At 36.6% G+C, this 25690-nt stretch carries 26 protein-coding genes, 1 pseudogene and 1 riboswitch; of the genes and pseudogenes, 9 read left to right on the forward strand and 18 right to left on the reverse strand.

The annotated features are described in order from the left end of the window. Positions 1–375: 375 nt before the first annotated feature. Together LDX54_RS09025 and LDX54_RS09030 are read right to left on the reverse strand one after the other, a co-directional pair. A complete protein-coding gene (locus tag LDX54_RS09025; RefSeq protein ID WP_265667350.1) occupies positions 376–1017 on the reverse strand; it encodes a Fic family protein in 642 nt (213 codons plus the stop codon). Then, on the reverse strand, positions 1010–1432 hold the full coding sequence (locus tag LDX54_RS09030) for a helix-turn-helix transcriptional regulator (protein ID WP_052724676.1): 423 nt from the start codon (positions 1430–1432) through the stop codon (positions 1010–1012). The genes LDX54_RS09025 and LDX54_RS09030 overlap by 8 nt, the downstream gene beginning before the upstream one ends. A 640-nt stretch (positions 1433–2072) precedes the next feature. Between LDX54_RS09030 and LDX54_RS09035 the strand changes: the two genes are divergently transcribed. After that, on the forward strand, positions 2073–2417 hold the full coding sequence (locus LDX54_RS09035) for a hypothetical protein (RefSeq protein WP_265667348.1): 345 nt from the start codon (positions 2073–2075) through the stop codon (positions 2415–2417). Positions 2418–2528: 111 nt separating this feature from the next. Continuing rightward, a pseudogene (locus LDX54_RS09040) lies at positions 2529–3922 on the forward strand (IS3 family transposase). 979 nt (positions 3923–4901) lie between these two features. Here LDX54_RS09040 and tenA read toward each other — a convergent pair. Next, positions 4902–5561: a thiaminase II gene (gene tenA / locus LDX54_RS09045; protein WP_265667347.1), complete on the reverse strand. Its 660-nt coding sequence runs from the start codon at positions 5559–5561 to the stop codon at positions 4902–4904. Positions 5562–5760: 199 nt separating this feature from the next. After that, a riboswitch (TPP riboswitch) is annotated at positions 5761–5859 on the forward strand. A gap of 76 nt (positions 5860–5935) precedes the next feature. Here tenA and thiM point away from each other — a divergent pair. From thiM to thiE, 3 genes are read left to right on the forward strand one after another with little or no spacing between them, the layout of a single operon-like run. Then, positions 5936–6724 (forward strand): hydroxyethylthiazole kinase, encoded by a 789-nt coding sequence (gene thiM / locus LDX54_RS09050; protein ID WP_265667346.1) that lies wholly within the window; start codon positions 5936–5938, stop codon positions 6722–6724. Between the two features lie 11 nt (positions 6725–6735). Next, complete coding sequence (thiD, locus tag LDX54_RS09055) at positions 6736–7539, forward strand: bifunctional hydroxymethylpyrimidine kinase/phosphomethylpyrimidine kinase (RefSeq protein WP_265667345.1); 804 nt, start codon at positions 6736–6738, stop codon at positions 7537–7539. A gap of 13 nt (positions 7540–7552) precedes the next feature. Next, positions 7553–8215 (forward strand): thiamine phosphate synthase, encoded by a 663-nt coding sequence (thiE, locus tag LDX54_RS09060; RefSeq protein ID WP_265667344.1) that lies wholly within the window; start codon positions 7553–7555, stop codon positions 8213–8215. A 99-nt stretch (positions 8216–8314) separates the two neighbouring features. On the opposite strand, the gene gap is transcribed toward thiE, so the two are convergent. Beyond that, complete coding sequence (gap, locus tag LDX54_RS09065) at positions 8315–9334, reverse strand: type I glyceraldehyde-3-phosphate dehydrogenase (protein WP_265667343.1); 1020 nt, start codon at positions 9332–9334, stop codon at positions 8315–8317. A gap of 105 nt (positions 9335–9439) precedes the next feature. Here gap and LDX54_RS09070 point away from each other — a divergent pair, with 105 nt between their 5' ends. Further along, positions 9440–10171: a LysR family transcriptional regulator gene (locus tag LDX54_RS09070; protein ID WP_265667342.1), complete on the forward strand. Its 732-nt coding sequence runs from the start codon at positions 9440–9442 to the stop codon at positions 10169–10171. Between the two features lie 48 nt (positions 10172–10219). Here LDX54_RS09070 and LDX54_RS09075 read toward each other — a convergent pair whose 3' ends face one another. Genes LDX54_RS09075 through LDX54_RS09090 form a run of 4 tightly spaced genes read right to left on the reverse strand, consistent with a single transcriptional unit; the run spans position 10220 to position 12713 of the window. Further along, positions 10220–11059: a hypothetical protein gene (locus LDX54_RS09075; protein ID WP_265667341.1), complete on the reverse strand. Its 840-nt coding sequence runs from the start codon at positions 11057–11059 to the stop codon at positions 10220–10222. A 25-nt stretch (positions 11060–11084) separates the two neighbouring features. Further along, positions 11085–11420 (reverse strand): hypothetical protein, encoded by a 336-nt coding sequence (locus tag LDX54_RS09080; RefSeq protein ID WP_265667340.1) that lies wholly within the window; start codon positions 11418–11420, stop codon positions 11085–11087. Between the two features lie 16 nt (positions 11421–11436). Beyond that, positions 11437–12252 carry a LiaF domain-containing protein gene (locus LDX54_RS09085; protein WP_265667339.1) on the reverse strand — a complete coding sequence of 272 codons (816 nt, stop codon included), beginning with the start codon at positions 12250–12252 and terminating at the stop codon, positions 11437–11439. Further along, complete coding sequence (locus tag LDX54_RS09090; protein ID WP_110446771.1) at positions 12252–12713, reverse strand: LytTR family DNA-binding domain-containing protein; 462 nt, start codon at positions 12711–12713, stop codon at positions 12252–12254. The genes LDX54_RS09085 and LDX54_RS09090 overlap by 1 nt, the downstream gene beginning before the upstream one ends. A 269-nt stretch (positions 12714–12982) precedes the next feature. Here LDX54_RS09090 and LDX54_RS09095 point away from each other — a divergent pair, with 269 nt between their 5' ends. Both LDX54_RS09095 and LDX54_RS09100 read left to right on the forward strand, forming a co-directional pair. Beyond that, positions 12983–13255 carry a type II toxin-antitoxin system RelB/DinJ family antitoxin gene (locus tag LDX54_RS09095; RefSeq protein ID WP_046325662.1) on the forward strand — a complete coding sequence of 91 codons (273 nt, stop codon included), beginning with the start codon at positions 12983–12985 and terminating at the stop codon, positions 13253–13255. 12 nt (positions 13256–13267) lie between these two features. Continuing rightward, positions 13268–13585, forward strand: a complete 318-nt coding sequence (locus tag LDX54_RS09100) for a hypothetical protein (RefSeq protein ID WP_265667338.1) — start codon at positions 13268–13270, stop codon at positions 13583–13585. Between the two features lie 163 nt (positions 13586–13748). On the opposite strand, the gene LDX54_RS09105 is transcribed toward LDX54_RS09100, so the two are convergent. The 4 genes from LDX54_RS09105 to LDX54_RS09120 all read right to left on the reverse strand — a co-directional run bounded on the left by LDX54_RS09105 (position 13749) and on the right by LDX54_RS09120 (position 18582). After that, entirely contained in the window at positions 13749–15560 is a 1812-nt protein-coding gene (locus LDX54_RS09105) for an FAD-binding protein (protein WP_265667337.1), read from the reverse strand. A 37-nt stretch (positions 15561–15597) separates the two neighbouring features. Continuing rightward, positions 15598–15825 carry an aryl-alcohol dehydrogenase gene (locus LDX54_RS09110; protein ID WP_265667336.1) on the reverse strand — a complete coding sequence of 76 codons (228 nt, stop codon included), beginning with the start codon at positions 15823–15825 and terminating at the stop codon, positions 15598–15600. Positions 15826–15993: 168 nt separating this feature from the next. Further along, entirely contained in the window at positions 15994–17289 is a 1296-nt protein-coding gene (purB, locus tag LDX54_RS09115) for an adenylosuccinate lyase (RefSeq protein ID WP_265667335.1), read from the reverse strand. A gap of 3 nt (positions 17290–17292) precedes the next feature. Next, a complete protein-coding gene (locus tag LDX54_RS09120; protein ID WP_265667334.1) occupies positions 17293–18582 on the reverse strand; it encodes an adenylosuccinate synthase in 1290 nt (429 codons plus the stop codon). A gap of 196 nt (positions 18583–18778) precedes the next feature. On the opposite strand from LDX54_RS09120, the gene LDX54_RS09125 reads away from it, so the two are divergent. Beyond that, positions 18779–19771 (forward strand): GMP reductase, encoded by a 993-nt coding sequence (locus tag LDX54_RS09125; protein ID WP_265667333.1) that lies wholly within the window; start codon positions 18779–18781, stop codon positions 19769–19771. Positions 19772–20049: 278 nt separating this feature from the next. Here LDX54_RS09125 and LDX54_RS09130 read toward each other — a convergent pair whose 3' ends face one another. From LDX54_RS09130 to LDX54_RS09155, 6 genes are read right to left on the reverse strand one after another with little or no spacing between them, the layout of a single operon-like run. Further along, positions 20050–21951: an HTH domain-containing protein gene (locus LDX54_RS09130; protein ID WP_265667332.1), complete on the reverse strand. Its 1902-nt coding sequence runs from the start codon at positions 21949–21951 to the stop codon at positions 20050–20052. A gap of 54 nt (positions 21952–22005) precedes the next feature. After that, positions 22006–23064, reverse strand: coding sequence for a tyrosine-protein phosphatase (locus LDX54_RS09135; protein ID WP_265667331.1), 1059 nt, complete (start codon positions 23062–23064; stop codon positions 22006–22008). Then, positions 23064–23555 carry a PTS sugar transporter subunit IIB gene (locus LDX54_RS09140; protein ID WP_046325671.1) on the reverse strand — a complete coding sequence of 164 codons (492 nt, stop codon included), beginning with the start codon at positions 23553–23555 and terminating at the stop codon, positions 23064–23066. The genes LDX54_RS09135 and LDX54_RS09140 overlap by 1 nt, the downstream gene beginning before the upstream one ends. Further along, positions 23530–23973: a hypothetical protein gene (locus LDX54_RS09145; RefSeq protein ID WP_046325672.1), complete on the reverse strand. Its 444-nt coding sequence runs from the start codon at positions 23971–23973 to the stop codon at positions 23530–23532. The genes LDX54_RS09140 and LDX54_RS09145 overlap by 26 nt, the downstream gene beginning before the upstream one ends. An 18-nt stretch (positions 23974–23991) precedes the next feature. After that, positions 23992–24828 (reverse strand): PTS system mannose/fructose/sorbose family transporter subunit IID, encoded by an 837-nt coding sequence (locus tag LDX54_RS09150; RefSeq protein ID WP_046325673.1) that lies wholly within the window; start codon positions 24826–24828, stop codon positions 23992–23994. After that, positions 24825–25643: a PTS sugar transporter subunit IIC gene (locus tag LDX54_RS09155; protein WP_046325674.1), complete on the reverse strand. Its 819-nt coding sequence runs from the start codon at positions 25641–25643 to the stop codon at positions 24825–24827. The genes LDX54_RS09150 and LDX54_RS09155 overlap by 4 nt, the downstream gene beginning before the upstream one ends. Between the last annotated feature and the right edge of the window lie 47 nt (positions 25644–25690).

The following is a 25690-nucleotide window of genomic DNA, read 5'->3' on the forward strand; positions in this document are numbered from 1 at the left end:
TAGAACATTTGCTAGCGCATATTGTGATACATCAGGGTCAGTGCCTTATCGGTGGCGGTACGATCACTGACTAACAGCTGCTTTAAATATTCCTGTTCCTACTCTCTTCAATCATAGGTGGTTCAAACTCGCCCCGGTAAGTTGGAACCATTACGCAAATACCCTGGAAAGGCCGCCGTATCGCGGGCAACAATCGCATTAAGCCTCTTTTCGAAGTTTAAGTCCAGGGGCTTTTTTTCATTGATAGCAAACTGCCAGCCTCGCTTCAATTGAACAATAATATTAATATCATCAATTGGAATGCCGTCAACACCCAGGCCATCAATGATTGTCTAGGTCTGCGGCATAGTGGTAGTCAGGCCTTCAAAGCGTGAGTTAGTGAAGACTAATTTGGTTAGATTGGTTTTGGCTAAGTGTCTTTCCAGCACTTTGCTGCGAGGCTAGTACTTGGAACGCCCGATTGCGGCTGGGGGTGTTCTCAACTTTAATCAGTTTAGCAATTTTGTCAACGTTAGCTTCATTTTGCGCTTCAATCATCTCTTTGTTTCTTCGCGGATAGTCAATTACTTGGCCATGATTAGCCGCGTATGCAGAAAGAAAAACTTTGCAGCTACGGCCGTTGCCCTCTCTAAACGGGTGCATGAAATTAATTGCGTCTAGCAGCTCAGCATAGTCTTTGTTAGCCAAAGGCTTGCCCGCGGGGTACTTGTGCAGCATGTTATTAATATCTTTTTCGGCAAAATCGAATCTGGTATGATCAAAAAATTCATACCCGTTTTTATTGAAATTGCCGGGGCGATATTTACCGGCCCAATCGTATAGTTCACCAAATAAGAATTGGTGTACCTTCTTAAGGTCTCCGATATCGTTTATTTGGGGCTTTTTTTGCAACAAGAACAAAGCATTCCGAGCGGATAGCTCATATTCCTTTTTCTCTAACTCCTTTGAGTCATGGATATGGAGCTTATTTTTTAGGACGCCATTTGAATACAAGGTTTCACTAATCCAATCACTCATTATCCTTGCCCCAAATTTCTTCAAAGCGCTCAGCCACTACTGGATCAGGCTGGATAGCTTCATCAAATAATTCCTGGATATCTGATTCTGTAGGATTCCACCCTTCCAGGTGGTTGACTTCCACGACAGTTCTAATTTGTTGGTAAATTTCTTTATTAGCAATGAAAACGCCTTGGATAGTCTGCGTTTCATCGTTTATATCTAAAATATATGGTTGTGTTTCTAGCATATTGAGTAAATCTCCTGGCTTCTCTTTAAGTGCGATTGCAAAGGCATTAAGGACCCTAATTGACCAGGTCTCAATTGGTTTAACAATTGAGTTTCTTAAAGTACTAAGTGGGACGTTGCTGGCCTCAGCGACTTTAGCGACGCTTATATTTTTGCTTTTGAGTAGTTTAACGATTGTTGCACTCATTTTAAAACCTCCAATATCTGTACTTATATTATACCATATTTAGTCACTTTTATAGTGATATATGGTAAAAAGCGATATTAGATTTTAAAGTAGTGCTATTCAAGTTCTATACCTGTGGATTGTATTACCTGCTTATTGGAAATCACAACACTATCTGTTTTGTCTTTATTTAATTGTATCTCCGCTTAGTAGAATTTTCTTGTTTTTTACTATTAACTAGTACATCGTTCCAATCTTTACCAATAGTTTTGGCAGGCTGTAAATTGCTGAATTGGGGTGTAGTGGTCAAAATTGCAATTTTCGAATTTGATTATTTACAAAAGGAATGATTTTTTTGTTGTAGGCTAATTCAGGAATATCTTTATTTTCCATATATTTTAATGAGAGTTACATCGTTGCCTTTGACCTCCATAACCACTGTGTTGTCAATTGTTGCTATATTTTTTATATGTTGCGACAAGCTCAAAAGGCTCTGCAGATGTATTATTCATCTCAGGCATATTATCATTTGATGCAAAAACGGTATTAATTCTTAAAACCCCAAAAGTGATATAATTAAGGCTACTATTAATAAAGAAGACTGTTTATATTTTTTAAATTCTGTTTTCATAATTTTTTCTCTCTTCCTAACATATTAAAAATGAGCAAAAATGAAAAAATAACAAAAACTATAACTGTATTTATTTTAACATTTTTCTTTATCAGCATTGGAATAAGCTTTATACATTATTGTAGAATTAATTCTTTAGAAAAAGCCGTTTATTTTAGTGCTGGCAAAAGAAAATATTCATATAACTTAGACACATATAAATGCTTACATAATAAAAAAATTGCTTCCGTTAAAATAACTACTGATAATCAAGGATCTTATGATACGCTTTATTATGTCGGAAAAATTAATAATAGATATTATGGCTTTCTATTTAAAGATCGTGGCATATTAAGAAAAGCAAAATTAATTTATATTAAAAAAATTGATGAATAATAGCATATTAGCTTTTAATATAATGATTTTAACAATGCGAAATGACTGAACTAAAAAGGCAGCTTAAATGAAGTGACCCCCAAATTTAGGACAAATTTGGGGGTCATTTTTATGTCTAAATTATCTAAACAAGATAAAGTTGAAATCTATCATCTTTGGCACGATTATCAAATCTGCCCTGCTGAGCTAAGTCAGCGTTATCGGGTTGGCAAGACTAATATTAATTACTTGTTAGCTTTAATTGGCCGTCACGGTCTAGCTATTTTAGATCAGCCTTTCACTGCTTATACAAGTAATTTTAAGGAGCAGGCCCTTAGGCGAATCATAGTTGAACATGAGCCTGCCCGTCGAGTATCTATTGACTTGGGCTTAAAAAGTAGTGGCATGTTGTCCAATTGGCTGCGCGAATATCGTAAAAATGGGTATAATATCGTTAACAAGCAGAGAGGACGACCGCCCTATGACCAAAAGAGAACAGCTGATCAAACAGGAAAATCATCGGCTCAAGCAAGAGAACGACCGCTTACGCCAGCAGAACTTGAAGCTGAAAATCGAGAACGAATTCGTAAAAAAATTGAGCGTCTTAGTCGACCAGCGGACCAAGAACCGCAAGCCGCGGAAATAGCCCAGGCAGTTACCCAACTAAGGCGCGAGCTTAAAGTCAGCGTAACTTTTATTCTTGATACCATTAATGCCAATCCCAATCTGCCGCACTTATCCCGTAGTAATTACTACTACACTTTAAAGAAGAAGGATAAAGAGCGAGATAATCGAGAAATAATGGCAGAAATCAAAACTATCTATGAAGAACACAAGCACCGCTATGGCTATCGCCGCATTACTGCAGAGCTTAGGCGTCGTGATTTATTAGTCAATCATAAAAAGTGCAACGCTTAATGAACAAGCTGAAATTGTTTGGCATAGTCAATAAACGCTGGCACAAATACAGCAGCTATCGCGGCACTCAGGGTCCGATTAAGCCTGACCTGATTAAACGCAGCTTTAGTGCGGTTTATCCCAATCACAAATGGTATTCAGATATAACTGAGTTTAAGCTCAAGGGGCAAAAGACCTATTTATCACCGATCATTGATGGCTGCACCCAAGAGATTGTTTCCTATACTATTTCCCGCAGCCCTAATCTTAAGCAGACCATGGACATGTTAAGAAAGGCCTGGGACAAGCATCCGGCACTAAATGGTTTGATCTTTCACACAGACCAAGGCTGGCAGTACCAACACCCGCAATTTCAAGCGTGGCTCAAAAATCATGGCATTAGCCAGTCAATGTCACGCAAGGGCAATTCGCTTGATGATGGGTTAATGGAAGGCTTCTTCGGGATACTCAAGCGAGAAATGTTTTATGGCTTTGAAAAGCAGTTTAAGAATCTCACTGAACTGGAAGACGCAATCAGAGACTACATTGAGTATTACAATCAGAATAGAATCAAAATCAAACTAAAAGGACTAACTCCGCTTGAATATCGGCAGTTAGTCCTCAGTTAGCAGCTAATATAAAGTGTCCTAATTTTAGGGTTCACATCAAAACTTGGTAAGCTGCCTTTTTATAAATTAATGAAATTAACCGTAATATTGATCCTGGTCTAAAGCAGTTTCATCAAAATTAACTATCATAAATTCATAGTTTGAAAAACACTCCATCCAATTGTTAAAATAGTCGTTCTCTTTTTTTAGCGACTTACTGCTTTCTTCTCCTTCTATTATAAAAGGCTTTGAACGTATATTAAAATTTGCATGTATTGCACCCAGCAAGTTCAATAAACGCAAGAAATCTTTTGCTGAATCCACACTTACATGAAAAGATTTAAACGAACTATTATTTTTGCCAAGATAACTTTTTGCTCTATTATACTCATCAACAGATTCTGCCCTATAATTTTCAACGCTATTTACATTCTCTTCAATAATAGCTGTCGGCGCTTGTTTTTTAAAAAATCTAGTATCTTTCTTAATTTAAAAAATAGTTCATCATTCATTTTTATATTCCATTTAAAAGGTGGTGCTTGGAAACATTATATCTCCTAAGAAGCCATCAATTTTATCACTTAAAGTGGCATAGCCATGTCGTCCACGAGTGCAAGAGTGAGAATATTGCGGTTAAGTTTGGCATCGGCCTATACCGCGAGCACTATAACTGACGGTTCTTGCTTTTTTGCTTCCACTAGCATAGTAGTGCATTGTTAGCTCTCCAGACCAATTATAGACTAGAAATTCAGGTTTAAGATCAGTTGCTTTTAGTGCATAATATATGCTGCCACTAGTAACCCACATTTTAGAAATTCCTAAATCACCATTAACAGTACTAGATAAATCTACATTATTATAAAATAAATATATCTTATTTTCTCCAAGTTGCACACTTTCCTGGGACTTTGAACAATAATTACATTGTCCAATATCAAAATTTTATTATGAAATTGACTAAAGACAAGTAAGAATAAAATAAAAGCGGTTTTTACAGAAGTTACTTCCAATCTTGCTTTTCATAAGCCATCTGCCAAAACTGCAATTCATAATAGCTGCTGCGTACAAATGCAGTTTGCATTTGCTCAAGTTCTTCATTAGTGGCACTTTCAGCCAAAGAATTGGTTAAATGCAGCATTTTGGCTACATTGGCACCATACCACTCGCCATCATAAGTATCAATCCACTCCTGATAATAAGAAACCGGTGAACCTTTTTCTGCCATTTTTTGGCCAATTTCCTGATAGAGCCAGTAACATGGTAAAAGCGCTGCGACCGCTGCTTTAACACCAGATCGCTTTAATGTCATATGCATATGGTTAACGTAGTTATAAGCTGTTGGCGCCACTGGAGTTTTAGTAATTTCAGTCGCAGTTATGTTTAATTCTTCAAAAAAATGGCCGCGCACTGATATTTCAACGTCTTTCAAGTCTTGTGCCCCTGCCAGTAAAAATTCCTTTACTTCCTGATTATCCGTTTTTGCTGCAATTAATTCATGCAACTTGCTAAATTCTCTTAAATAATAGCGATCCTGTAACAAGTAAAATTTAAAAGTGGCAATCGGGAGTTCGCCACTTTGTAGTTCCTTAATAAAGGGATGCACCATACTTTTATGCCACAATGCCGTTCCTGCTTCGTGCAGCTCATCCGTAAATTTCATATTTACTTTCCTCCAAATTAAATAACTGTTAATTATTACTAACTACACTTTATTCAAAATTAACTATAATCACTATGCTTTTTTTGCTTTTTAGCATATTTTTAATAATAGCTAAAATACTAGTACTTATGGCGTATACAGATAGCATCTTTATTAACCCAGCATTGTAATCAATAGTATAATGCGCTATAATTGAAAGCGATAACACGAGGGGTGCCTTTTTGGCTGAGATGAAAGTATTTCAGACCCTTTGAACCTGTAAGCTAATACTTGCGTAGGAACGTGTCAAAAACGCTTAAGCTTTGGCATTTCCACGTGCCAAGGCTTTTTTATTAATCAAAATTTTTCAAAAACATTTAGTCGGGAGTAATAAAATGCAGTTAGACTTATTAGATAAATTACGAGCGCAAAATCCGGTTATTTTTAACATCGCCAATTTTGTGACAGTTCAAGATGTGGCTAATGCAGTCAATGCTATTGGTGCTTCACCAATTATGAGCAATGAAGTCGCTGAAGCTGAAGAAATAGTGCGAATGGCTGCAGCAGTGGCAGTTAATATTGGCTGTTTAACTAAAGAGCAAATCAATCATATTAAAAAGGTAGAAGACCTAGCACGGCAATATAACAAGCCGATAGTATTTGATCCTGTTGCGGTTGGTGCAGTTGAATATCGCTACAAAATCGCAGATAAGCTTTTATGGGATTTTCATACCAGTATTATTCGCGGCAACATTGGTGAGATCGCTGCCTTAGGTGACTTCAACTGGAATTCAAAGGGCATCGATGCAGGTTCCGGCTCTGGTAATATTGATGAAATTACTGCTAAAACTGCTCAGAAATATCATTGTACGGTCATTGCCAGCGGTCCTACAGATACAATTAGTGACGGCAAAAGACTAGCCCATGTCCATAACGGCTCACCACTTTTTAAAACTCATGTGGGCTCAGGTGATATGTTGTCCAGTATTGTCACAGCTTTTACCGCAGTCACTGATGATCCGTTTGAAGCGGCTCAGATAGGTGCTTTAGTTTTCAGTTGTGCGGGTCAAATGGTTGTCCAAGATCATCCCAGTGTTGGACCAGGTACTTTTGGTATGTACCTCATGGATTATTTGTACAAAGTAACAGTCCCTGATATTAAGCAAATTGCTGATTTTGATTAAGGAACTTCATGATGACAGAAAAAATTAATTCTTTTCCCCAGGTTTTAACTATTGCCGGTACAGATTCAGGTGGTGGTGCCGGAATCATGGCTGACCTTAAAACTTTTCAAATGCAAAAAGTATTTGGAACAGCAGTAATCGTGGCAGTGACAGCACAAAACACTTTGGGCGTCCAAAAATCTTTTTTACTGCCACTGGAAATGGTTGACGCCCAATTCGCCTCTCTGGCAGAAGATTTTCATATTCGTGCTTGTAAAACGGGAATGTTGGGCGATGCGGCTCACGTTCACCAAGTTGCTCTTAACCTGCAAAAGTATGACTTTGGCCCCATTACCATCGATCCAGTGATGATTGCTAAGGGTGGTGCACCACTTTTAAGTCAAGATGCTGTTGCCACCGTTAAAAATGAATTGCTGCCTTTAGCCGATCTAATCACACCTAACTTACCAGAAGCAGAAACTTTAACTGGCATCAAGGTGCAAATGCAAGATCAATTTCCTGAATTAGCCCATAAACTACAAGATATGGGTGTTAAAAATGTACTAATTAAAGGTGGTCACACTAATAGCGCAGAAGTAAAAGATTATGCTTTATTTGCCGATGGTACTGATCTTTGGGTCAGCAGTTCCAGAGTACATACTAAACGCACTCACGGCACCGGTGATACTTTAGCTGCAGCAATTACAGCCCAACTGGCTTTAGGACAAAGTCTACCTGCGGCAATTAAAATTGCTAAAAAGTACGTTACTAAAACCATTAAGGAAACTATTCAAGTTGGTCATGGTCACGGTCCCTTAAATCATTGGGCAAAGTAATTTAGGAGAAATAATGAAAGAATTTAACACTGAATTTTTACATGCTTACTTTATTTGTGGCAGTCAAGATGTGCCCAAAGGTAAAACACTACCTGGTATAGTCGCAGAAGCCCTTGCTGCCGGCATCACGGCTTTTCAGTTTCGGGACAAGGGGCCTAATTCAACTTTAAGTAAAACTGAGAGACTACCTATGGCGCAAAAACTGCATCAATTGTGTTATGCGTATCACGTGCCCTTCTTTATTGACGATGATGTTCAGCTTGCGCAACAAGTTCATGCCGAGGGAGTTCATGTTGGTCAAAGCGATGAAGAAATAAAACAGGTTATTAAAGAAGTTGGTGGTCAAATGTTTATTGGCTATTCTTGCTCGAATTTAACGCAAGTTGAACAAGCCAATAAAATTAGCGGAATTGATTATTATGGCAGCGGTCCAATTTATGCCACCCAATCTAAAAGTGATGCCGACCCCGAAATTGGTATTGCCGGCTTAAGCCAACTGGTCAAAAGCACAACCCGGCCAATTGTTGCTATTGGCGGGATAACTGTTAACGATTTAGAGGCAATCGCTAAAACTAAGGCAGCTGGTGCTGCAGTAATCTCAATGATTGCTCAAAGCAATAATATTAAGCAGACAGTTAGTCAAATGCTCACAGCGCCATGGATAAAAAATGACTAGCATATTTTAAAGAAACAAAAATGATTCTGCACTCGGCAGAACCATTTTTTATTGATGATAAACAGTTTTTAATTGTAAAAATATGAGTTATATTGATAATTAACCTAATTGGGCAACTTTTTGCAGTGTTCTAATCATCTGAGCTACAAAGCCGGATTCATTATCATACCAGGCGTAACCCTTAACTAATTGTGCACCGTCATCACCAGTTTCAACTTGAGTCAGAGTCGGATCAAAGACCGAGCCATACTCAGTACCAATAATATCTGATGATACAATCTGATCATCATTATAACCAAAAGAAGGATTACCTTCAGTGTGCTTTTTAATTTTGGCATTAAACTCTTCAGCTGTAACTTTTTGCTTCAAAATAGCGGCTAGTTCAGTAATTGAACCGGAAATAACAGGGACTCGTTGAGCAATACCTGTAAGTTTGCCGTCTAATTCAGGTATAACTAGTCCTATCGCTTTAGCTGCTCCTGTAGAATGGGGAATAACATTAGCAACTGCGGCACGGGCATTACGGACATTGCCGCCACGGTCAGGTCCATCCTGCAACATTTGCGAAGCAGTATAAGCATGAGTGGTAGACATGATTCCTACCTGAATGCCAAATTCATCGTTCATTGCTTGTGCTAACGGTGCCAAGCAATTAGTGGTACATGAGCCAGCGGAAATAATTTGATCAGAGTCAGTTAATTGATCATCATTTACGCTATAAACAATAGTCTTCATATTGCCTGCAGGAGCAGAAATTAAAACTCTTTTAACACCGGCATCAAGGTGAGCCTGTGATTTTGCAGTTGAAGTGTAAAAGCCGGTACATTCAAGCACTATTTTGACACCATCATTTTTGACCCACGGAATTTGACTAGCATCTTTTTCCGCATAAACCGGAATATTTTTACCGTCAATTACAATACTATTAGTGGTTGCAGTCACTTCATGATGAAATTGGCCATGCGCGGTATCATACTTCAATAAATGTGCTAACATAGCTGGTGAAGTCAAATCATTAATTGCGACAATTTCGATATCATCACTGGCCACTTCATATATGCGCCGTAAAGCAAGTCGGCCAATGCGGCCAAAGCCGTTAATACCAATTTTTGTAGTCATAATAAGTTCCTCCTTTTAGATTACAGAATTAGTATATTAAGATAAAATTGTCTTGCATAATCTAAGTTTATAATAGAGTTATCACTTTTAATGATATGGAGCAACATGAATTTTAACGACTTACATATTTACCAAACAATTTATGAAACTAGATCACTGAATAAAGCGGCACTGAAATTAGGCTACACCCAATCCAATATTACAGCCAGGCTCAAAGCACTGGAGCAAGAATTGAATACGCCCCTTTTTGTGCGTTCTAATTTAGGAGTCAAACCAACCAAAAACGGTCAAAAAATGCATGATTTCGCCACTAAAGTTTTACAAAACTACCAAAACCTGAAAGAGGATTTGTCTATTAACAAGCCCAAAGTCCTCATTTCTGAGTTGCTTTTCGGCTATATTATTACCGAAAAAGCACAATTTTCATTTGAGCACTACGACATTATCATTAAAAATACCAATGAAATTCAAGAATTAATAACTAAGCATGCATATGACATGATCTGGACTTTTACCCCTATTACTCTACCCAAATATTCGCTAATCAAAAAAAGTCATTTACAAGCCTGTTTTTTAAAAGGCAAAAAGCAGGAAAATAAAAGAGTACCGGTTGCCATAAACGCAGACATAAATTGTCCGTTTCGTAACTTGACTCTCAAATTAACGCATAATAAAAACAGTGTCACTGAAATTGATTCACTAGAAATGATTTTAGAGCTGGTCAAAAAAGGCCAGGCAACTGCATTACTGCCCAAATATTTAATTAATGATGATTTAGTTGCAGCTGATTCGCAAAGCTGGAATATCCCCTATTATTTTTATCGCTATCAATTATAGATAAGTAAAAAGACGCCATTATTTGAATAAAGGTGCCTTTTTAAATTTCTAATCTAATTTTTTTAAATACGTTTCATAAACTGGGCACAGATTAAACGCATATTTTCTGTAAGTCCGCGTTGCTAATGGGTCTGTAGAATCAAATTCACCACTTAAAGTTTGATATTTTGCTTGTGCCCAATTTAGCAATTGCTGTTGCAATTGGTCTAATAAATTAGGCTTAACAGCACCCATCCATCCTAAAGTCAATTCTTGAGGGGTATCCTCAAAAGAAAAGCAATAAGCCTTAATTTGTCCAGCAGCAATTAGTGCTAAGGGGGCGTGTTCAAGTTGATCAGTGAAAATGGTTTTGCTCCACTCACTAAGGGGTATCTTTGCAGCCGGATTTGCTAAATGATTTTTTTGATAATCGGAGAAGCTCACTTGTGCCAGCTTATTCATCATTACAGGATCTTTTTTTATTTCGTGTAGAGTGATCAACTGTAAATCAGTATCTATCAGAATATTTTTCAGTGCCCTTTTCAAGGGCATCTGGGATTCTACAGTAGTTCTGATTAATTTAAAACCATTTTTTTGACCAATGGCATTAAAGAGTAATTGCGGTGCATAATCATAAGTAATTAATGCGCTTTGGTGATTTTTTTGGGCTTTTGCCGTTAAATCCGTCAGTATTTGCTCATAAACCTGCATTTGTTCACCGCTGGTTAATCTAGGTGCAAGATAGCCCGCAAAATTCAAGGAATAAGGGTGAAAAGCATTTTGCCAACAGGTCATTAACCCGACTGGCTTATTTTCGAGATAATAGGCTTGTGTATGTTGAGGAAATTGTTCTACAGCTTCCTTAATTTTTCTATCTGGACTTACATTGGCTAATAATGAGCCATACATAATTAATAATCTCCTTTATGGGCTATTATTTTTTCGCCCGTAAAATTTTGGCCTTGGCATCATTGTAGCCGTCAATGTAGCGTTCTATTTCAATTGCTTTATTCTGGGTAACACGATTAACTAAGTTAACACCTTTTTTAGGAAAATCCTTGAAAGAATGACTCTCTGCATAGTCCTTTTTGGCTTGTTCATAACCCATTTGATAATCACTGAGAGAACTCTTTTTCACAGTAGTTTTTGCTGCATGATAGGTATAATCATTGGTATCACGCCATTTTTTATAGGTTTTTTCAGCTTCTTTATAGTTTCCGGCTTCATAATTTTCTTTGACATAATCATGTAATTGTTTTAAATTAACCATTTTATTTTTCCCAAAGTTAAACATAATTAACTTCCACATCACCCATGCTGAAATGGCCTGTTAACATTAATGTAGGACCGCCACCGGTAGATTCGTCATTAATATCTAATTCTCCCAGAGCTAGGTTTAAGTTATCACTGTTGACTTTCCATGAAGTTGGAACGTAAATTTCAATCTCACCCATGGTACCGTTAATATCTACTGTCACTACATCGCCAGCAGCCTTAGCCTGATCAAGGTAGACTTCAACTTCACCTAATGAAGAATTAATCACGACACTACGTAAATTTTGTGAATGAACATAGCGTGAAACTGATGACAGCTTCTGATTTATTACTATATCTTCACCATCAGTATGGTCTTTACTGTCATTAATGGTATCGCCATCAGTTGTATAATCTTTACTGTCATTAATGGTATTATTATCAGTCGTTTTATAACTTTTATCAAAGTCTGACAAATCATCATAGTAATCCCTAGGATTAAATTTATGTTTAAAGTAGTTTCCTCCTAAAAACCAGCTTTTTCTAAAAATTAATGTCAAACCTATATAAATCAGCAATGCAGCAATCAATACTGTCCATGGAACAATTTTGGTAATATGCAAAGGTTCAGCGTAAACAATTAAGAGAAAAGCAATAGAAAAAGTCGTACCAAACAAGCTTCTATCTGCTAGACTTTCAATTAAAGCCGCTCCAAACACAATAGTCCAAATAATCATACTTACTTTCAAGTGAAAAGAAAATAAGTGTAGCTGATTCATTACCAGAAAGACAGCAGCAGCCACTAATGCTATCCCCCAAAATATTTCTCTAATTTTATTTTTTCTCATTATGATGACCTTCTCTCGTTTAACCTATCATTTAAGTTATGGTAGTAATGACGTGAAACATAGACAGTTTTATAAGAATCGCGAAAATTAATTTTACAGTTAGAAATCGAGCGTGTTAACGCATAAATTTGATTTAAATTTAAAATTGTTGACTTAGAGACCCGCATGAATTGATTGTTTAATAAATTTTCTAATTCATAGAGTTTGTAATCTACTGTAAAAGCATCCCTCGCAGTATGTGCAATCACTTGTTTATCTTCTGTTTCAAAAAATAAAATTTCGTTCATACTCAAGTAATAGGACACGTTGTCTTTTTTACATTCAATTTGATCAGGATGGCTGTTAATACCTTGAAGTTGACGGTAGATTTGTTCAACTTCTGGTGTCACAGCTTTAGCACGGATAGTTACACTAGTTTCATCATTATCCAGATCCGGATCCAGCTCTATTTTTATTTTCACGCTTCTCACCTGCCCTTCATCACTTGATGATTTAATTAAACGCTAATTTTAATATAAAATCTAGCCTTTTTAACTAAGTGGTAATCTTAAGAAACCAAGTGGTATATTTTTTTGGTTCAGAAGAAAAGAAAAAATTCAAAGTCAGTTTTAGTATAGTATTTTATTTAAGACAATTTTTAGGCTAAAATTTGCAAAAAGTACCTAAAATATGCTATTTTAGGTACTTTTATGATATTATTATGTAACAAAGTAATTTCGGGAGGCAAATTATGGCAACTAAGATTGTTACTAAAAGATATTCTGTTAATATAGACAAACAAATAGCGGATACTGCAGAACTAGTTATTAGAAAAATTGGTCTTAAACCTAATGATGTGATTTCAATGATGCTTACACAGATTGCTGACAAAGGCAAACTACCTGTAGCATTTTCAGTTGACGATTATGACCATCTAAAAGATGAAATTATTGCAGCTAGTCGTAAAATTCCTGCACAAAAGGTTGAAACCTCCAAAGAAATAGCTGACTTTTTTGCAGATTAAGGAAACCAGTTAATGAATTTGGGCAATATTTTTATAACATACCTTGAATACGAAGATGTACCAAACGGAAAAAGTCGGCCAGTTTTATACATTGAGCAAGATGATGAATTTTATTATGTATTTAAAATTACTAGTAAATATCAAAGTAAGTCAAAAAGCATTCGCGCAAAGTATGCTAAAATTACCGATTGGCAAAAGTCGGGCCTTTACAAGGAATCGTGGATAGACTGTAATAAACGGTATCAGCTGAGAATTGATAAAACGAGACTAAAAGGTATTGGTAACTTAACGATAACCGATTTGAATAATCTTAAGAAATTTATCTGGTAGAGAACAACAAGGACAAGTATGAAAAAGGCACTGAGTTTTATTATGATATAACCCCCAAATTTGTCCTAAATTTGGGGGTCATATCATTTTATTATTCAATGCCTTTTAATTGTTCTAAGAGAAGCCGGGATTTTTCAAACCCTTCTAAATTCCAAACAACTATTTATTTAATTTTACTTAATGCATCCCTGACAGCATCTTTTAATCCTCTAGTGGTATTAGAGGCACCAGAAATTGCATCGACATCAACTGTATTTGCATTAACCATTTTTGCTGGTAATTCATTAATTGCCTTTTGACCATAGTCATCGGATTCAGCTTGTTTCAGAACTTCGATGTTTTTGAGATTCTTTTGCTTATCAGCTGTTACCCTGACAACAATTTCATCTCCCATCCCTTTAGTAGATTTACCAATATATTGTTCAGGACCAGTTGGATATTCTTCTTTCTTAATATCAGAACCAAGTGGCCGTGGCTTTAATAATTTTTCATGCTTAGGAGAAGGTACATTGACTTCTGCTACATCATCTTTAGGATGAGCTGCATTTTGGCCCGCAATCTTACCGAAAATCAAGCAGTCCGCAAGGTCGGACCCACCTTGATATAAGTTAGACATATTACTGCCCAGCTCCCCGGCACCATACAAATGCGGAATTGGTTTGTGCTCTGGATCAAGAATTTCAGCACGAGCATTTCTTCTAGGACCAGCTTCGGACCAGCCAATAGTTTGTACTAGCGGTATGGCATAATACGGACCCTCTTCAGAAAATGCACTTAAAGTAGCGGGATCACGATGATAAGCATAATCATGTTTCTTTTCAGCAAAGAAGTTAAATTCATCAATTGTACTTTGCAATTTATCCCCAGCAACTCCCATCTTTTCTGCTAATTCAGAAACAGAATCAGCTTTAAGAACGGAATTAAGTGCTTTATTATCAGGGAAAGTATCAATTTCACTGATCTTGTCATATTGCTTTTGATCAAAGACAAAGTAAGGGTGAATTGGATTCAATGGTTTGTACCATGAACCATGATTTTCTACATAGCCTTCACGTGCTCCTTGGTCTTCCTTAAAGTAGCGTGTGCCGTCATCGCCAACCGTAAAAATACTGCCTGTATAGAAGACCGGGTTACCCATATAAAATGGTGCACGCTTCATCCCAGGTTCATAAAAAGCAAAAGCTTGTTGCATTCCACCGGCCGCATACATTGACATATGCCACATATCCGCACCTATTTCGTGGGCCAGGTCAATACCCTTACCTTTATTATAAAGTGAACCCAGTGGCACTAACTTGTGTGAACCAATGTAATCCTGAATCATTTGCGGATTATTTTCGATACCACCAGTGGTTAACACTACACCATTTTTAGCGTAAACGTTTAATAAAACATGATCACGCTCAATTTGAGCTCCGACAACTTTTTTACCAGGAGTTTGCAAGATATGCTTAACAGGTGCAGAATACCAAACATCAATCTTATCACTACGATCAAGTACTTTTTGCCGTAAAATGTTCCACAATGAAGCGTTAAAAATCCCCTTCTCTATTGTGATCATGTCATAGCTTTTAGCACCAGGTAAATCAGGGTGATCGGCAATTACCGCATCATCCGGCAATCCTAAAATAGTTTTATAGCTAACAGGTTCATTCACATCCAGATATTTTCTAAAATATTCTTTCATGTGTGTAATGCCGTGAACAACTGTATCCTCTATTTCTGGGTCAATATTAAAGTGCTGGGCCAAATGCTCGTAGTAAGCACGATAATCTTCTTCGCTGCTGCTATAACCTACAAGTTCAGCAGCATACCTTGTATTACCACCTTCGTGACCTTCTGGAGCAGAGTCAACTATTAGCACTTTAGCACCACTATCAGCCGCAAAGCGAGCTGCAGTTGCTCCAGCTCCACCAAAACCTAAAACTACTACATCATAGCTTGCATCATAATATGTATGATCATTAACTATCATATGTTTACCTTTCCTTTCATAATAATAATTTTTAAAACTATTTATATTCTTCATCAAAAACAATAATTGGTTTTATCGTGTTGCCATTTACAGAATCCTTGATGGCTTCATTAATTCTCTCTGGTTGATAAAACTTAACCATTTTATCAAGTAAAAACTTGCCTGAACGATAAAGGTCAACCATTTCAGGAATAAATTCCTGCGGTACAGAGTCGCCTTCAATAACACCGGTAAGACATTTTGAAGCTGATAAAAGATTAATCATCAAACCGAGCTCCTTAATTGTCTAGATTCCTATAGTTTTACTTCAATTTCATTTTGTTGTTAACAAGCTCAGCTTATCACATAACCGCTTACATAAAACACTGCTTATCCAAAATTTAATTTTTTAAGTATAAAAAAAGCTCACATTCAGTGAACTTTTATTTATTAATTATTCCAAACCAACTTTTTTAAAGATTTCATCAACATGACGCAAATGGTAATGATAATCAAAAGCATCAGCTACATCTTCTTCAGAAAGGTAATCCATGATTGGACTATCTTCAACTAATTTTCTAAAAGAAATTCCCTCATTCCAAGACTTGTTAGTTAGCTTTTGAACCATGTCATAAGCATCTTCACGAGAAAGACCAGCCTCATCAATAAGCTTTAACAGCAAGCGTTGTGAGTAAATCAGGCCATAAGTTTTATCCATATTTTTAAGCATGGTTTCTGGAAAAACATCAAGATTGGTCAAAATACGGTTAAAGCGATTGAGCATATAATCAATACCAATTGTCGTATCAGGTAAGATTATTCTCTCGGCACTGGAATGGGAAATATCGCGCTCATGCCACAGTGATACATCTTCATAAGCGGTAATAATATGGCCTCGTAAAACTCGTGCCATGCCGCAAAGATTTTCCGAGCCAATAGGATTACGTTTGTGAGGCATCGCCGAGGAGCCTTTTTGTCCAGCACGGAAGTGTTCTTCTACTTCGTGGATTTCAGAGCGTTGCAAGCCTCTAATTTCGGTTGCCCAATTTTCAATACTGGTAGCTATTAAAGCCAAGGTCGCAATATATTCAGCGTGTAAATCGCGTGGCAAGACCTGGCTGGTAATTGGCTGCTGAGTTAAGCCTAGCTGCTTTAAAACACTGGTTTCAACAGCTGGCGGTACGTTAGCAAAAGTCCCAACGGCTCCAGAAATTTTTCCTGATTCTACCCCCTTAGCAGCATGCTCGAAGCGTTCAATATCACGCTTAATTTCCGCATACCAGCGGGCGAGTTTCAGGCCAAAAGTAGTGGGCTCAGCTTGCACACCATGCGTGCGCCCCATTTCCACCGTATTTTTATATTTACGTGCTTTTTCAGCAATCGTCTTTTTTAAATCTTGCAAATCTTGCCGAATAATTGCATCAGCCTGTTTTAAAATATAACCCTGCGCCGTATCAACCACATCAGTCGAAGTTAAACCAAAGTGCACCCATTTTTTCTCTGGACCCAGACTTTCGGAAACAGTACGGGTAAAAGCCACCACATCATGGTGCGTTATCTGCTCCAATTCTGCCACCCGTTCAGGCGTAAAACTGGCATTTTGGGCAATTTTAGCAGCATCTGCTTTTGGTACTTCACCTAATTCACTCCAGGCATTAGTGGCTGCTATTTCTACCTTTAACCACGCTTCATATTTATTTTCATCCGACCATATTTTGCCCATTTCAGGGCGAGTATAACGTTCTAACATAAATTACATTTCCCATGGATTCTGTAACACGATTGTTTGTTCACGATCAGGTCCTACTGAAACAGTAACAAGGGGAATACCAACAAGTTCTGAAACACGGTTTAAAAACTTCTGTGCATTTTCCGGCAAGTCAGACCAACTTTTAGCACCCGTGATATCTTCTTTCCAGGCAGGTAATTCCTCATAAACAGGCTTACACCGGTATAGTTCTTTCAGGCTGGCAGGATAATAGTCAATTTTTTGACCATCGAGTTCATAAGCAGTTGCAATTTTAATAGTGTCAAAGCCGCTGAAAATATCAAGTAAGTTTAGACTTAAGCCGTTAATACCAGCTACGCGCTTGGCATGACGTAACGCGACTGAATCAAACCAACCTACGCGTCGAGGACGGCCGGTAACCGTACCATATTCATGAGCAGTTTCACGAATCCGGTCACCAGTTTCATCTAATAATTCAGTTGGAAAAGGACCAGCACCAACACGAGTCGTATAAGCTTTGCAGACACCAATGACAGTCTTTAACCGGTTGGCGCCAACACCGATACCACTGGCAATACCGCCGGAAATGGTGTTCGATGAGGTAACAAAAGGATAAGTTCCTTCATCTATATCAAGCATAATTCCCTGTGCCCCTTCAAACAGGACCTTTTCATTGTTATCAAGAGCTTTATTAACTAGTACTGAAGTATCTGTAACATATTTTTTCATTTTTTGACCGTATTCATAATATTTGTCAAAAATATCCTCAAATTTAAGTGCCGGTTTACCATAAATTTTAGTGAAAATGTCATTTTTTTGAGCCAAGTTAACACGTAATTTTGCTGCAAAAGTATCCTTCTCAAGTAAGTCACAAACGCGAATACCAATTCTGGAAGCTTTGTCCATGTATGCTGGACCAATACCGTTTTTAGTAGTACCGATTTTTTGATCGCCCTTTGCTTCTTCTTGGTATTCATCTTGCTTAATATGATAAGGCATGATGATGTGAGCACGATTAGAAATCTTTAATTTACTGGTGTCTATGCCTTTTTCTTCAAGATTTTTTAATTCATTAAATAAAACTTCAGGATTAATGACCACGCCATTACCGATTACGGCACCTTGTTTTGACGCAAAAATGCCTGACGGAATCAAGCGCATCTTAAAATCTTGACCATTAATTTCAATAGTATGACCAGCATTATTACCACCGTTTGAGCGCACAGTATACGCTGCTTCATTACTCAAAAAGTCAGTGATTTTGCCCTTTCCTTCGTCGCCCCATTGACTACCAACAACTGCAACTGCTGTCATTTTTATTCACCTCATTAAATTTCTACAAATATCACGTAAATAGTCTAGCAATTTGCCCACATTTAGTCAAATTTAAATGCGAATTATTATAGTAGTCAAATTTTTAATAGTTCGATTTTTCTGTTGACAAAAAAAGTATTTTTGATTATAGTTACTTCGTTTGCAAAGATTATTTATTCTAGGAGCCGATTTATTTATGAGTAATTATTTCAGTATGGAAGCCTTTGATTATGACGACATCCAGCTTGTGCCCAACAAGGGAATTATCAAAAGCCGTCATGATGCTGATACTAGTGTAAAGTTTGGAAACCGAACATTTAAAATACCTGTAGTACCCGCAAACATGGAAAGTGTCATTAACGATGATTTAGCAGTCTGGCTCGCTCAAAATGGCTATTACTATGTCATGCACCGCTTTCAGCCTGAGAAGCGTCTTAATTTTATCAAAATGATGCACGAAAAAGGCTTATTTGCCTCAATATCTGTAGGTATTAAAAAAGGTGAATACGACTTTATTGACCAATTAGTCAGTGAGAACATCAAACCTGAATATATCACAATTGATGTTGCCCACGGTCATTCTATCTATGTCATTGATATGATTAAGTATATTAAAGAAAAATTGCCTGACACTTTTTTAACAGCAGGCAATATCGCAACCCCAGAAGCTGTACGTGAATTAGAAGGTGCAGGAGCCGATGCCACTAAGGTGGGTGTTGGCCCTGGCCGTGCATGTATTACCAAACTTAAAACTGGTTTTGGTACTGGTGGCTGGCAACTAGCTGCTTTAAGAATGTGCAGTAAAGTAGCCAGCAAACCATTGATTGCAGATGGCGGTATCCGTTATAACGGCGATATAGCGAAATCAATTCGTTTTGGCGCTACCATGGTCATGATTGGTTCCATGCTTGCGGGACATGAGGAGTCTCCAGGCAATGTGATCAAAATTAATGGCAAAACTTACAAACAATATTGGGGTTCAGCTTCTGAAGTGCAAAAGGGAGCTTATCGCAATGTTGAAGGTAAACAAATGCTCGTTCCCTACCGTGGTCACATTGCCGACACGTTAAGAGAAATGCAGGAAGATTTGCAATCTTCGATTTCTTACGCGGGTGGCAAAGACCTTAGTTCAATTAAATTAGTTGATTATGTAATTGTTAAAAACACGATTATGGATGGCGATAAATAGCTAATTTTATGATTTTATTGCCAAATTATTAATAAATATGGTAATTATTTCTTTTTTCCGTTAAAATAAAATTTATCTCAGCTCTGGTAGGTAGTCGGTGCTGGGATTTTTTATTTTCTTCAATAGTAAATATTAGTTGATGCAGTTTAATATATGAGTACTAGCACAATTAATGCCCACAGAAAAACTCTCAAACCGGATAAATTCAGTTTGAGAGAACTGATTATATATTTAAAGCAAATTATTTTAAGAGCAAAAATTATCTTCCCACAAGATATTCATCTCATAATCTGGTCATTACTAACTATATTAAAGTATAGTTGCAGTTCAGAATCACCGTTTTTAATTTCCAATAATCCTTTACTGGGATCCAGAATTATAATCTGTAAATTAAAGACCTTATGATAATTTATATATACAGGCTGCTTAAACTTAAAAACAAAATAACGTTTCTTAATTTCATGAGGACCCAGAAGAGTGAGGTACATATTATAAGGGTAGGCATGGTAGCCTTCATTTGTTATTAAAGCTGCAACATAACTAACAAAATTGTTTTTATGTGCTTGAGGGATGCCTAGTTGTTTAATCAAATGATTAGCTACTATGTCCTGAATTTTTCCTTTTAAAGCATCTATTTTTATTATCACTGGCCGCTTAAAATAATTGGCAATTGAACCAATAGTTCGTTTAGTGGACAGTATTCTTTGCCACAGAGCCATTCTTAGCCCATCATCTGAAAAAAAGGAAAAAGTTATTTTGGGAATATTTATATTTTTATAACCTGGTTTAGTTTTTGAGGAAACTAATAAGTAATCATATTTTGAATAATCAATATTTTCCAATTCATAAGAATAAATAAAAGTATAATTTGCATTATACTTATTTAAATCAAGTTTACCTATTAAGTGCTCACTGGCTAATTTACCATAGTCGTTTACAACCAAGAAGTTAGTGGGAAAGTAACTGTTTTGCTTTTGATGAATTTTACTATATAAGCCCAGAACTATATCGTTAAACAGGCTGTCATTTAACTCTTTTTTATTATAATCAGCACAAGAATTATATAAAGCAACTGTTAAAGAACTTGTAGCAAAAATTTTGTGGGCAACCTTTTTAGTTGCCAGTTCTAGGTTGAAGCAAACAAAGTCATATTTTTTCTTAAGGTATCTGATAAAAAAACTGCGATAAATGTATGAAGCAATATCAGAACCTTTATTAATACATAGTGACATTTGCTCTTTTAAAATAGCACAAACTTGTTTAACCTGTAATTTTACTTGCTGAGAGCAGGTTTTTAATTTATCCAGATCAGGAATTTGATTAATTTCGGAATTAATTAGTAAAAAAATAGCTAAGCATAGTTCTTCTTTGACACTATTTTTAATTAATTTTTCTGCAATTATAAATGCCTTGTCATGCATCAATTCAACTTTAAAATTATGATTAATTTTTAAACTAATATCTGGCCGCAATTTATAAACTAGCAGATATTTTGTTACTTGCCTAAAGCCCTTATCTGTTAAAGGAAAATCATATTCATGAATTAATTGGAGTAAAGTCTGACTTTTATTTAGTAAATCAGTTTTAGTAACGCCATATTCAGTAAAAGCATATTCTGGTAGCAAAGCATCTTTTTGTTCAAAACTATAGACATCAAATAAATCTATCAAGCATGAACGAACTGCACCCGTTTTACCTACTACTTTCATGCCATAGTATGGAACAGACTTCACTTTTAAATTATAAATACTTAAAAATTTTTTCACATCACGCATATCCTTATTGATAGTCGCGGTACTAAAATTTAATTTGCTCGCCAACTGGTCGATTTTGATGTAGTTTGGACTCGCACACAGAAATCTGCAAATTTTGGCAATACGTAACTTATTACGAAACAAGTAATTAAACTTGAGATTTAAATATTCAGAGCAATTCTCCTTTAATAATTTCAACCAGTCACTTTCTGCTAAAGAATAATCAAGCAAATATCCTTTAGCTCTTTGATTTACAATTTTGACATCATGACCGTTATTACGAAAAGCCTTATTAATCTGCTCAAATTCTGTATTTAACGTTCGCGCAGAAATCCCGCTTTTCTTTTTTAATTCAGAAATAGTAAGTAAATCATTGTTTAAAAAAAGATTTAACAATTCAATTTCACGGTAAGTTAAATTCAACATTGTTTTGCCGTCTTCCTTTTTAAGACAATATTAATACTTACTTTAACTTAAAACTTATGCTTTTTCTAATAATGACTTGCGTAAACTCAAATATTCTGCTTCAGTCAGACCCAACTTGTCAGTTGCATACTGATAAATTGTGCCGTATTCGCGCATTATTTTGGTAATTGAAGCAGTAATAAACTCTTCTCTGGTGTCAAAAAGGGCATACATATAATCTGCAACTTCTTTATTACCAGTTTGTTGCAAAAATTTTTGATAGTAACGAGCATTTTTCTTAACACGTGCTCGTTTAGTTAGCATATAATCATAAACCAGTAATTCTGCTGGTACGCCCAGAATTCCTTCCAGGACCATGAAGCCAAAGCCGGTTCTGTCTTTACCGCCACGGCAATGTTGTAAGCTGGGTAAATACTTACTTTGAGCTGTGACTTTAATGGTTTTGCTAAAAGCCTCTATGCTTGCAGGACTATCGACAAAGGATTCTTGTTGTCTGATCATTTGATCATTACCAGTTTCTCCTTTAGCCAGTGCTTCTTTGGCCCTTTCTTTCATATCTTTACCGGTATCTAAGTTTTGTGCTCTGCCGGCGATAGCAGCTGTTTCTGCATTAGGATCAAAAGCAAAAGTATGAATTGCAGGATCAATAACAGGATCAGGTGTATCTTTAACTTCAATTGCACCCCGAAAATCAATTATTGAGCGTAACCCCAAATTTTTAACAAAAGTGAATCCAGAAGGCTCTAAATTGTGCAAATAATCAGAGCGATAAACTTGCCCCCATTTGATTCGCATACCAGCACTTGTGCGGTAGCCACCAATATCACGCAGATTATACATCCCCGGAACGGGCAGTATGCGATAGCCAAATAATAAGGGTTCGTGTTTCTTAAAATTCAGAATGAAATAAGTGGGCCTAACAGTTGAGTAAGAAAATTGAAAACAGACCTGAGTTTTATTACTGGTTAACAAATACTTTTTTTCTTTAGTATATTTGTCGTTATCCAGAGTCCAATATAATTCATAATCAGGTAAATTTTGTTCATCTGTCTTAATATCTACTTCTGTTTGACCATCATCTAAAACATATGCTTCTGCGTAGTCTATTTTCATTAGTTCTTTCCTTGCACTTGTTCAATATATTCTTTGATTGGTGTAGGCGCATCATAAGCTGCCATTTGAAAGTTTATTTCGAGTCCTGAGTCAACCAATTTATCTAGTGCATCCTTTTCTTCTGGAGTAAAGCACAGGTCATTGTTGTAGCGAATTGTACGTTCTTTACGCTCTCTCATACCACCAAAATTAACTGACTTAATGTCAACCCCGCCTTCGATTAAGTGCAATAAATCAAGGGTACTGGTCAATATTAAAAAGGTGGTCTTTTTTATAGGATTTTTCTTGTAAACTCGAATAAATTTATCAACTCCAAAAACATGCACGATATAACCAGGAGCAGCCATTTTCAACACTTGCTCTTGTACTGGGTTACTAGCTGCCCTATCACTGATGCATATGATTTGCTCAGCACCAACATGACGCAGCCAGGAACTAGCAACCTGACCGTGAATTAATCTGTCATCAATACGAGTCCACTTGATTGGCATTTTGTTTCTCTCCTTCTTTTGCTTTTTCAGTAATATTCACTAACGCTTGCGGATAAGTTCTTTCAATAATCTTCTTGGCTTCTGCTAAATTTTCAGGATTGCTTAAGCATAGTTCCAGTAAAACTGGCATATTTAGCCCCGAATAAACTAAGACATTTTCATTTGTCAAAGTTAAATACGTAGATACATTAGCAGGGGTACCACCAAAAATATCAACTAAGATAAGAGTTTCCGTATTTTTTTCGTTGAGCGCCTTTAATTTAGTTTGAATTTCCTCAAGACTTTCTTCATAAGTTTTACCTTTAGTAACAGATAAAACTGCAACATTTTTTTGCGGCAGTCCAATAATCATTTCAGCCGACTTTAATGCTTCCTGAGCAAACAAGCCGTGACTGGCCAAGATAATATTTATAGCCATCAGTAACCTCCTTACAAATTATTTGATAATTCCCATTACTGCTAAAACTGTTCCTAAAATCAAAATAGCAAATATTAACCAAGTTAAGTATTTACGTGGTAAATATGAGTGTAATTTATAAAGACCTAAGGTAAACAGCAAAGGTAACAGCTTTGGCATCACGCCGTCTAATAATTTTTGGATGACAATTTTTGTACCCTTGGTATAAATGACTGTACCAACATTTATTTTGACGTATTGGGCAATAAGTGCGCCTATAACCATGACACCGATCGCTGTTGAAATATTAATTATCTTTTGCATAACCTTCTTTTGGTTACCGCTTTTAATAAATTCTGTACCCTTTTCGTAACCAAAAATAATTCCATAATATTTAACAACAATATTGATTCCGTTATAAATGACAAACATCAAAATTGGCCCTAATACATTTCCTTGTAATGCATAGGCTGCACCAATACTGCCGGCAATAGCCTGAATGGTTATTTTAAAGACACTGTCACCAATACCAGCTAATGGTCCCATCATACCGGCTTTGATAGCAACAACTGCTTCTTTTTCATCTTCGCTGGTTGTCTCTTCAACAGCCGCGGTAATTCCCAGAATCATACCTGTTGCCGTAATTTGTGATAAAAAGTAAGTCAGATGGCGCTTCATGGCTTCTATTCTAAGTTCCTTATTATCACCATAGAGACGGCGAATAATTGGTACCATCGCATTTAAAAAGCCAATAGCCTGAGTCAAGACCAGCGTCGAAGTAACGTTTAGTCCCCAAATTTGCAATCGCCAAAAGACTTTATTTAAATCCTTACGGGTAATTTTTTTACTGTTTTTAGTTTCCACTTCATTACTCATAGGTCGTACCCCGTATCTTCATCAACTTGCTGATTATTAGAACTACTATTTTCTGAACCCATTTCATTTTGCTTATCTATAATTTCCATAATATAGGAATAGATCACGGCAAAAATTAAAGAAATTAAGGTAACTGGTAAAATGCCTAAGTTTAAATAGGCTGATAAAACAAAGCCAAAAATTAAGAATGGCCACAATGTGCCCTTCATCATCATTGTCATTAAGATGGATAATCCCACAGCAGGCAATAAGGATGACGCTGTTCCCAAACCATTTAAGATGTTGCTTGGTACAACAGCCAGTATTTTATCAATTATGCCCTTTTGGAAATAAACAAACAGAAATGTTGGTATTGCTCGAATTGAAAACTGTATAAGAAAAGCAACAATATTTATTTGCATTATTCCACTTAAATCACCGTTATCAGCCAATCTTTGAGCCCATGGTTCGAAAAACTGTTTTAATACCCGCGTAACTACTATTAACTGTTGAATTAAAACAGCTACAGTAGTGGCGGCAGCGACTCCAGCAGCAATTCCTTTTGGTGTAGCACCTGTTCCTGAAGTAATTGAAACAGTAACTCCGATAATTGTCCCGACAATCATATCTGGTGTTTGATAACCCGCCATGTTGCCCAGGCCCATCCACATTAATTCCAATGTAGCGGAAATCACAAGTGCCGTTGGCAAATCTCCCAGGATAAGTCCTACAACCGGTCCAACCAGCAAAGGCCTCCGAAACATTTGCGGTCCTTGATCGTCAAATGAACAATATCCTGCCCAAATTGCGATCAACAAAGCATTTACAAGACTCATTAACGTACTCCTTTCATCTAAATAACTTTTTAGTTATTCAATTAATA

Origin of the sequence: Lactobacillus sp. IBH004, assembly GCF_026185255.2 — a bacterium.
GTDB classification, from domain to species: domain Bacteria; phylum Bacillota; class Bacilli; order Lactobacillales; family Lactobacillaceae; genus Lactobacillus; species Lactobacillus melliventris.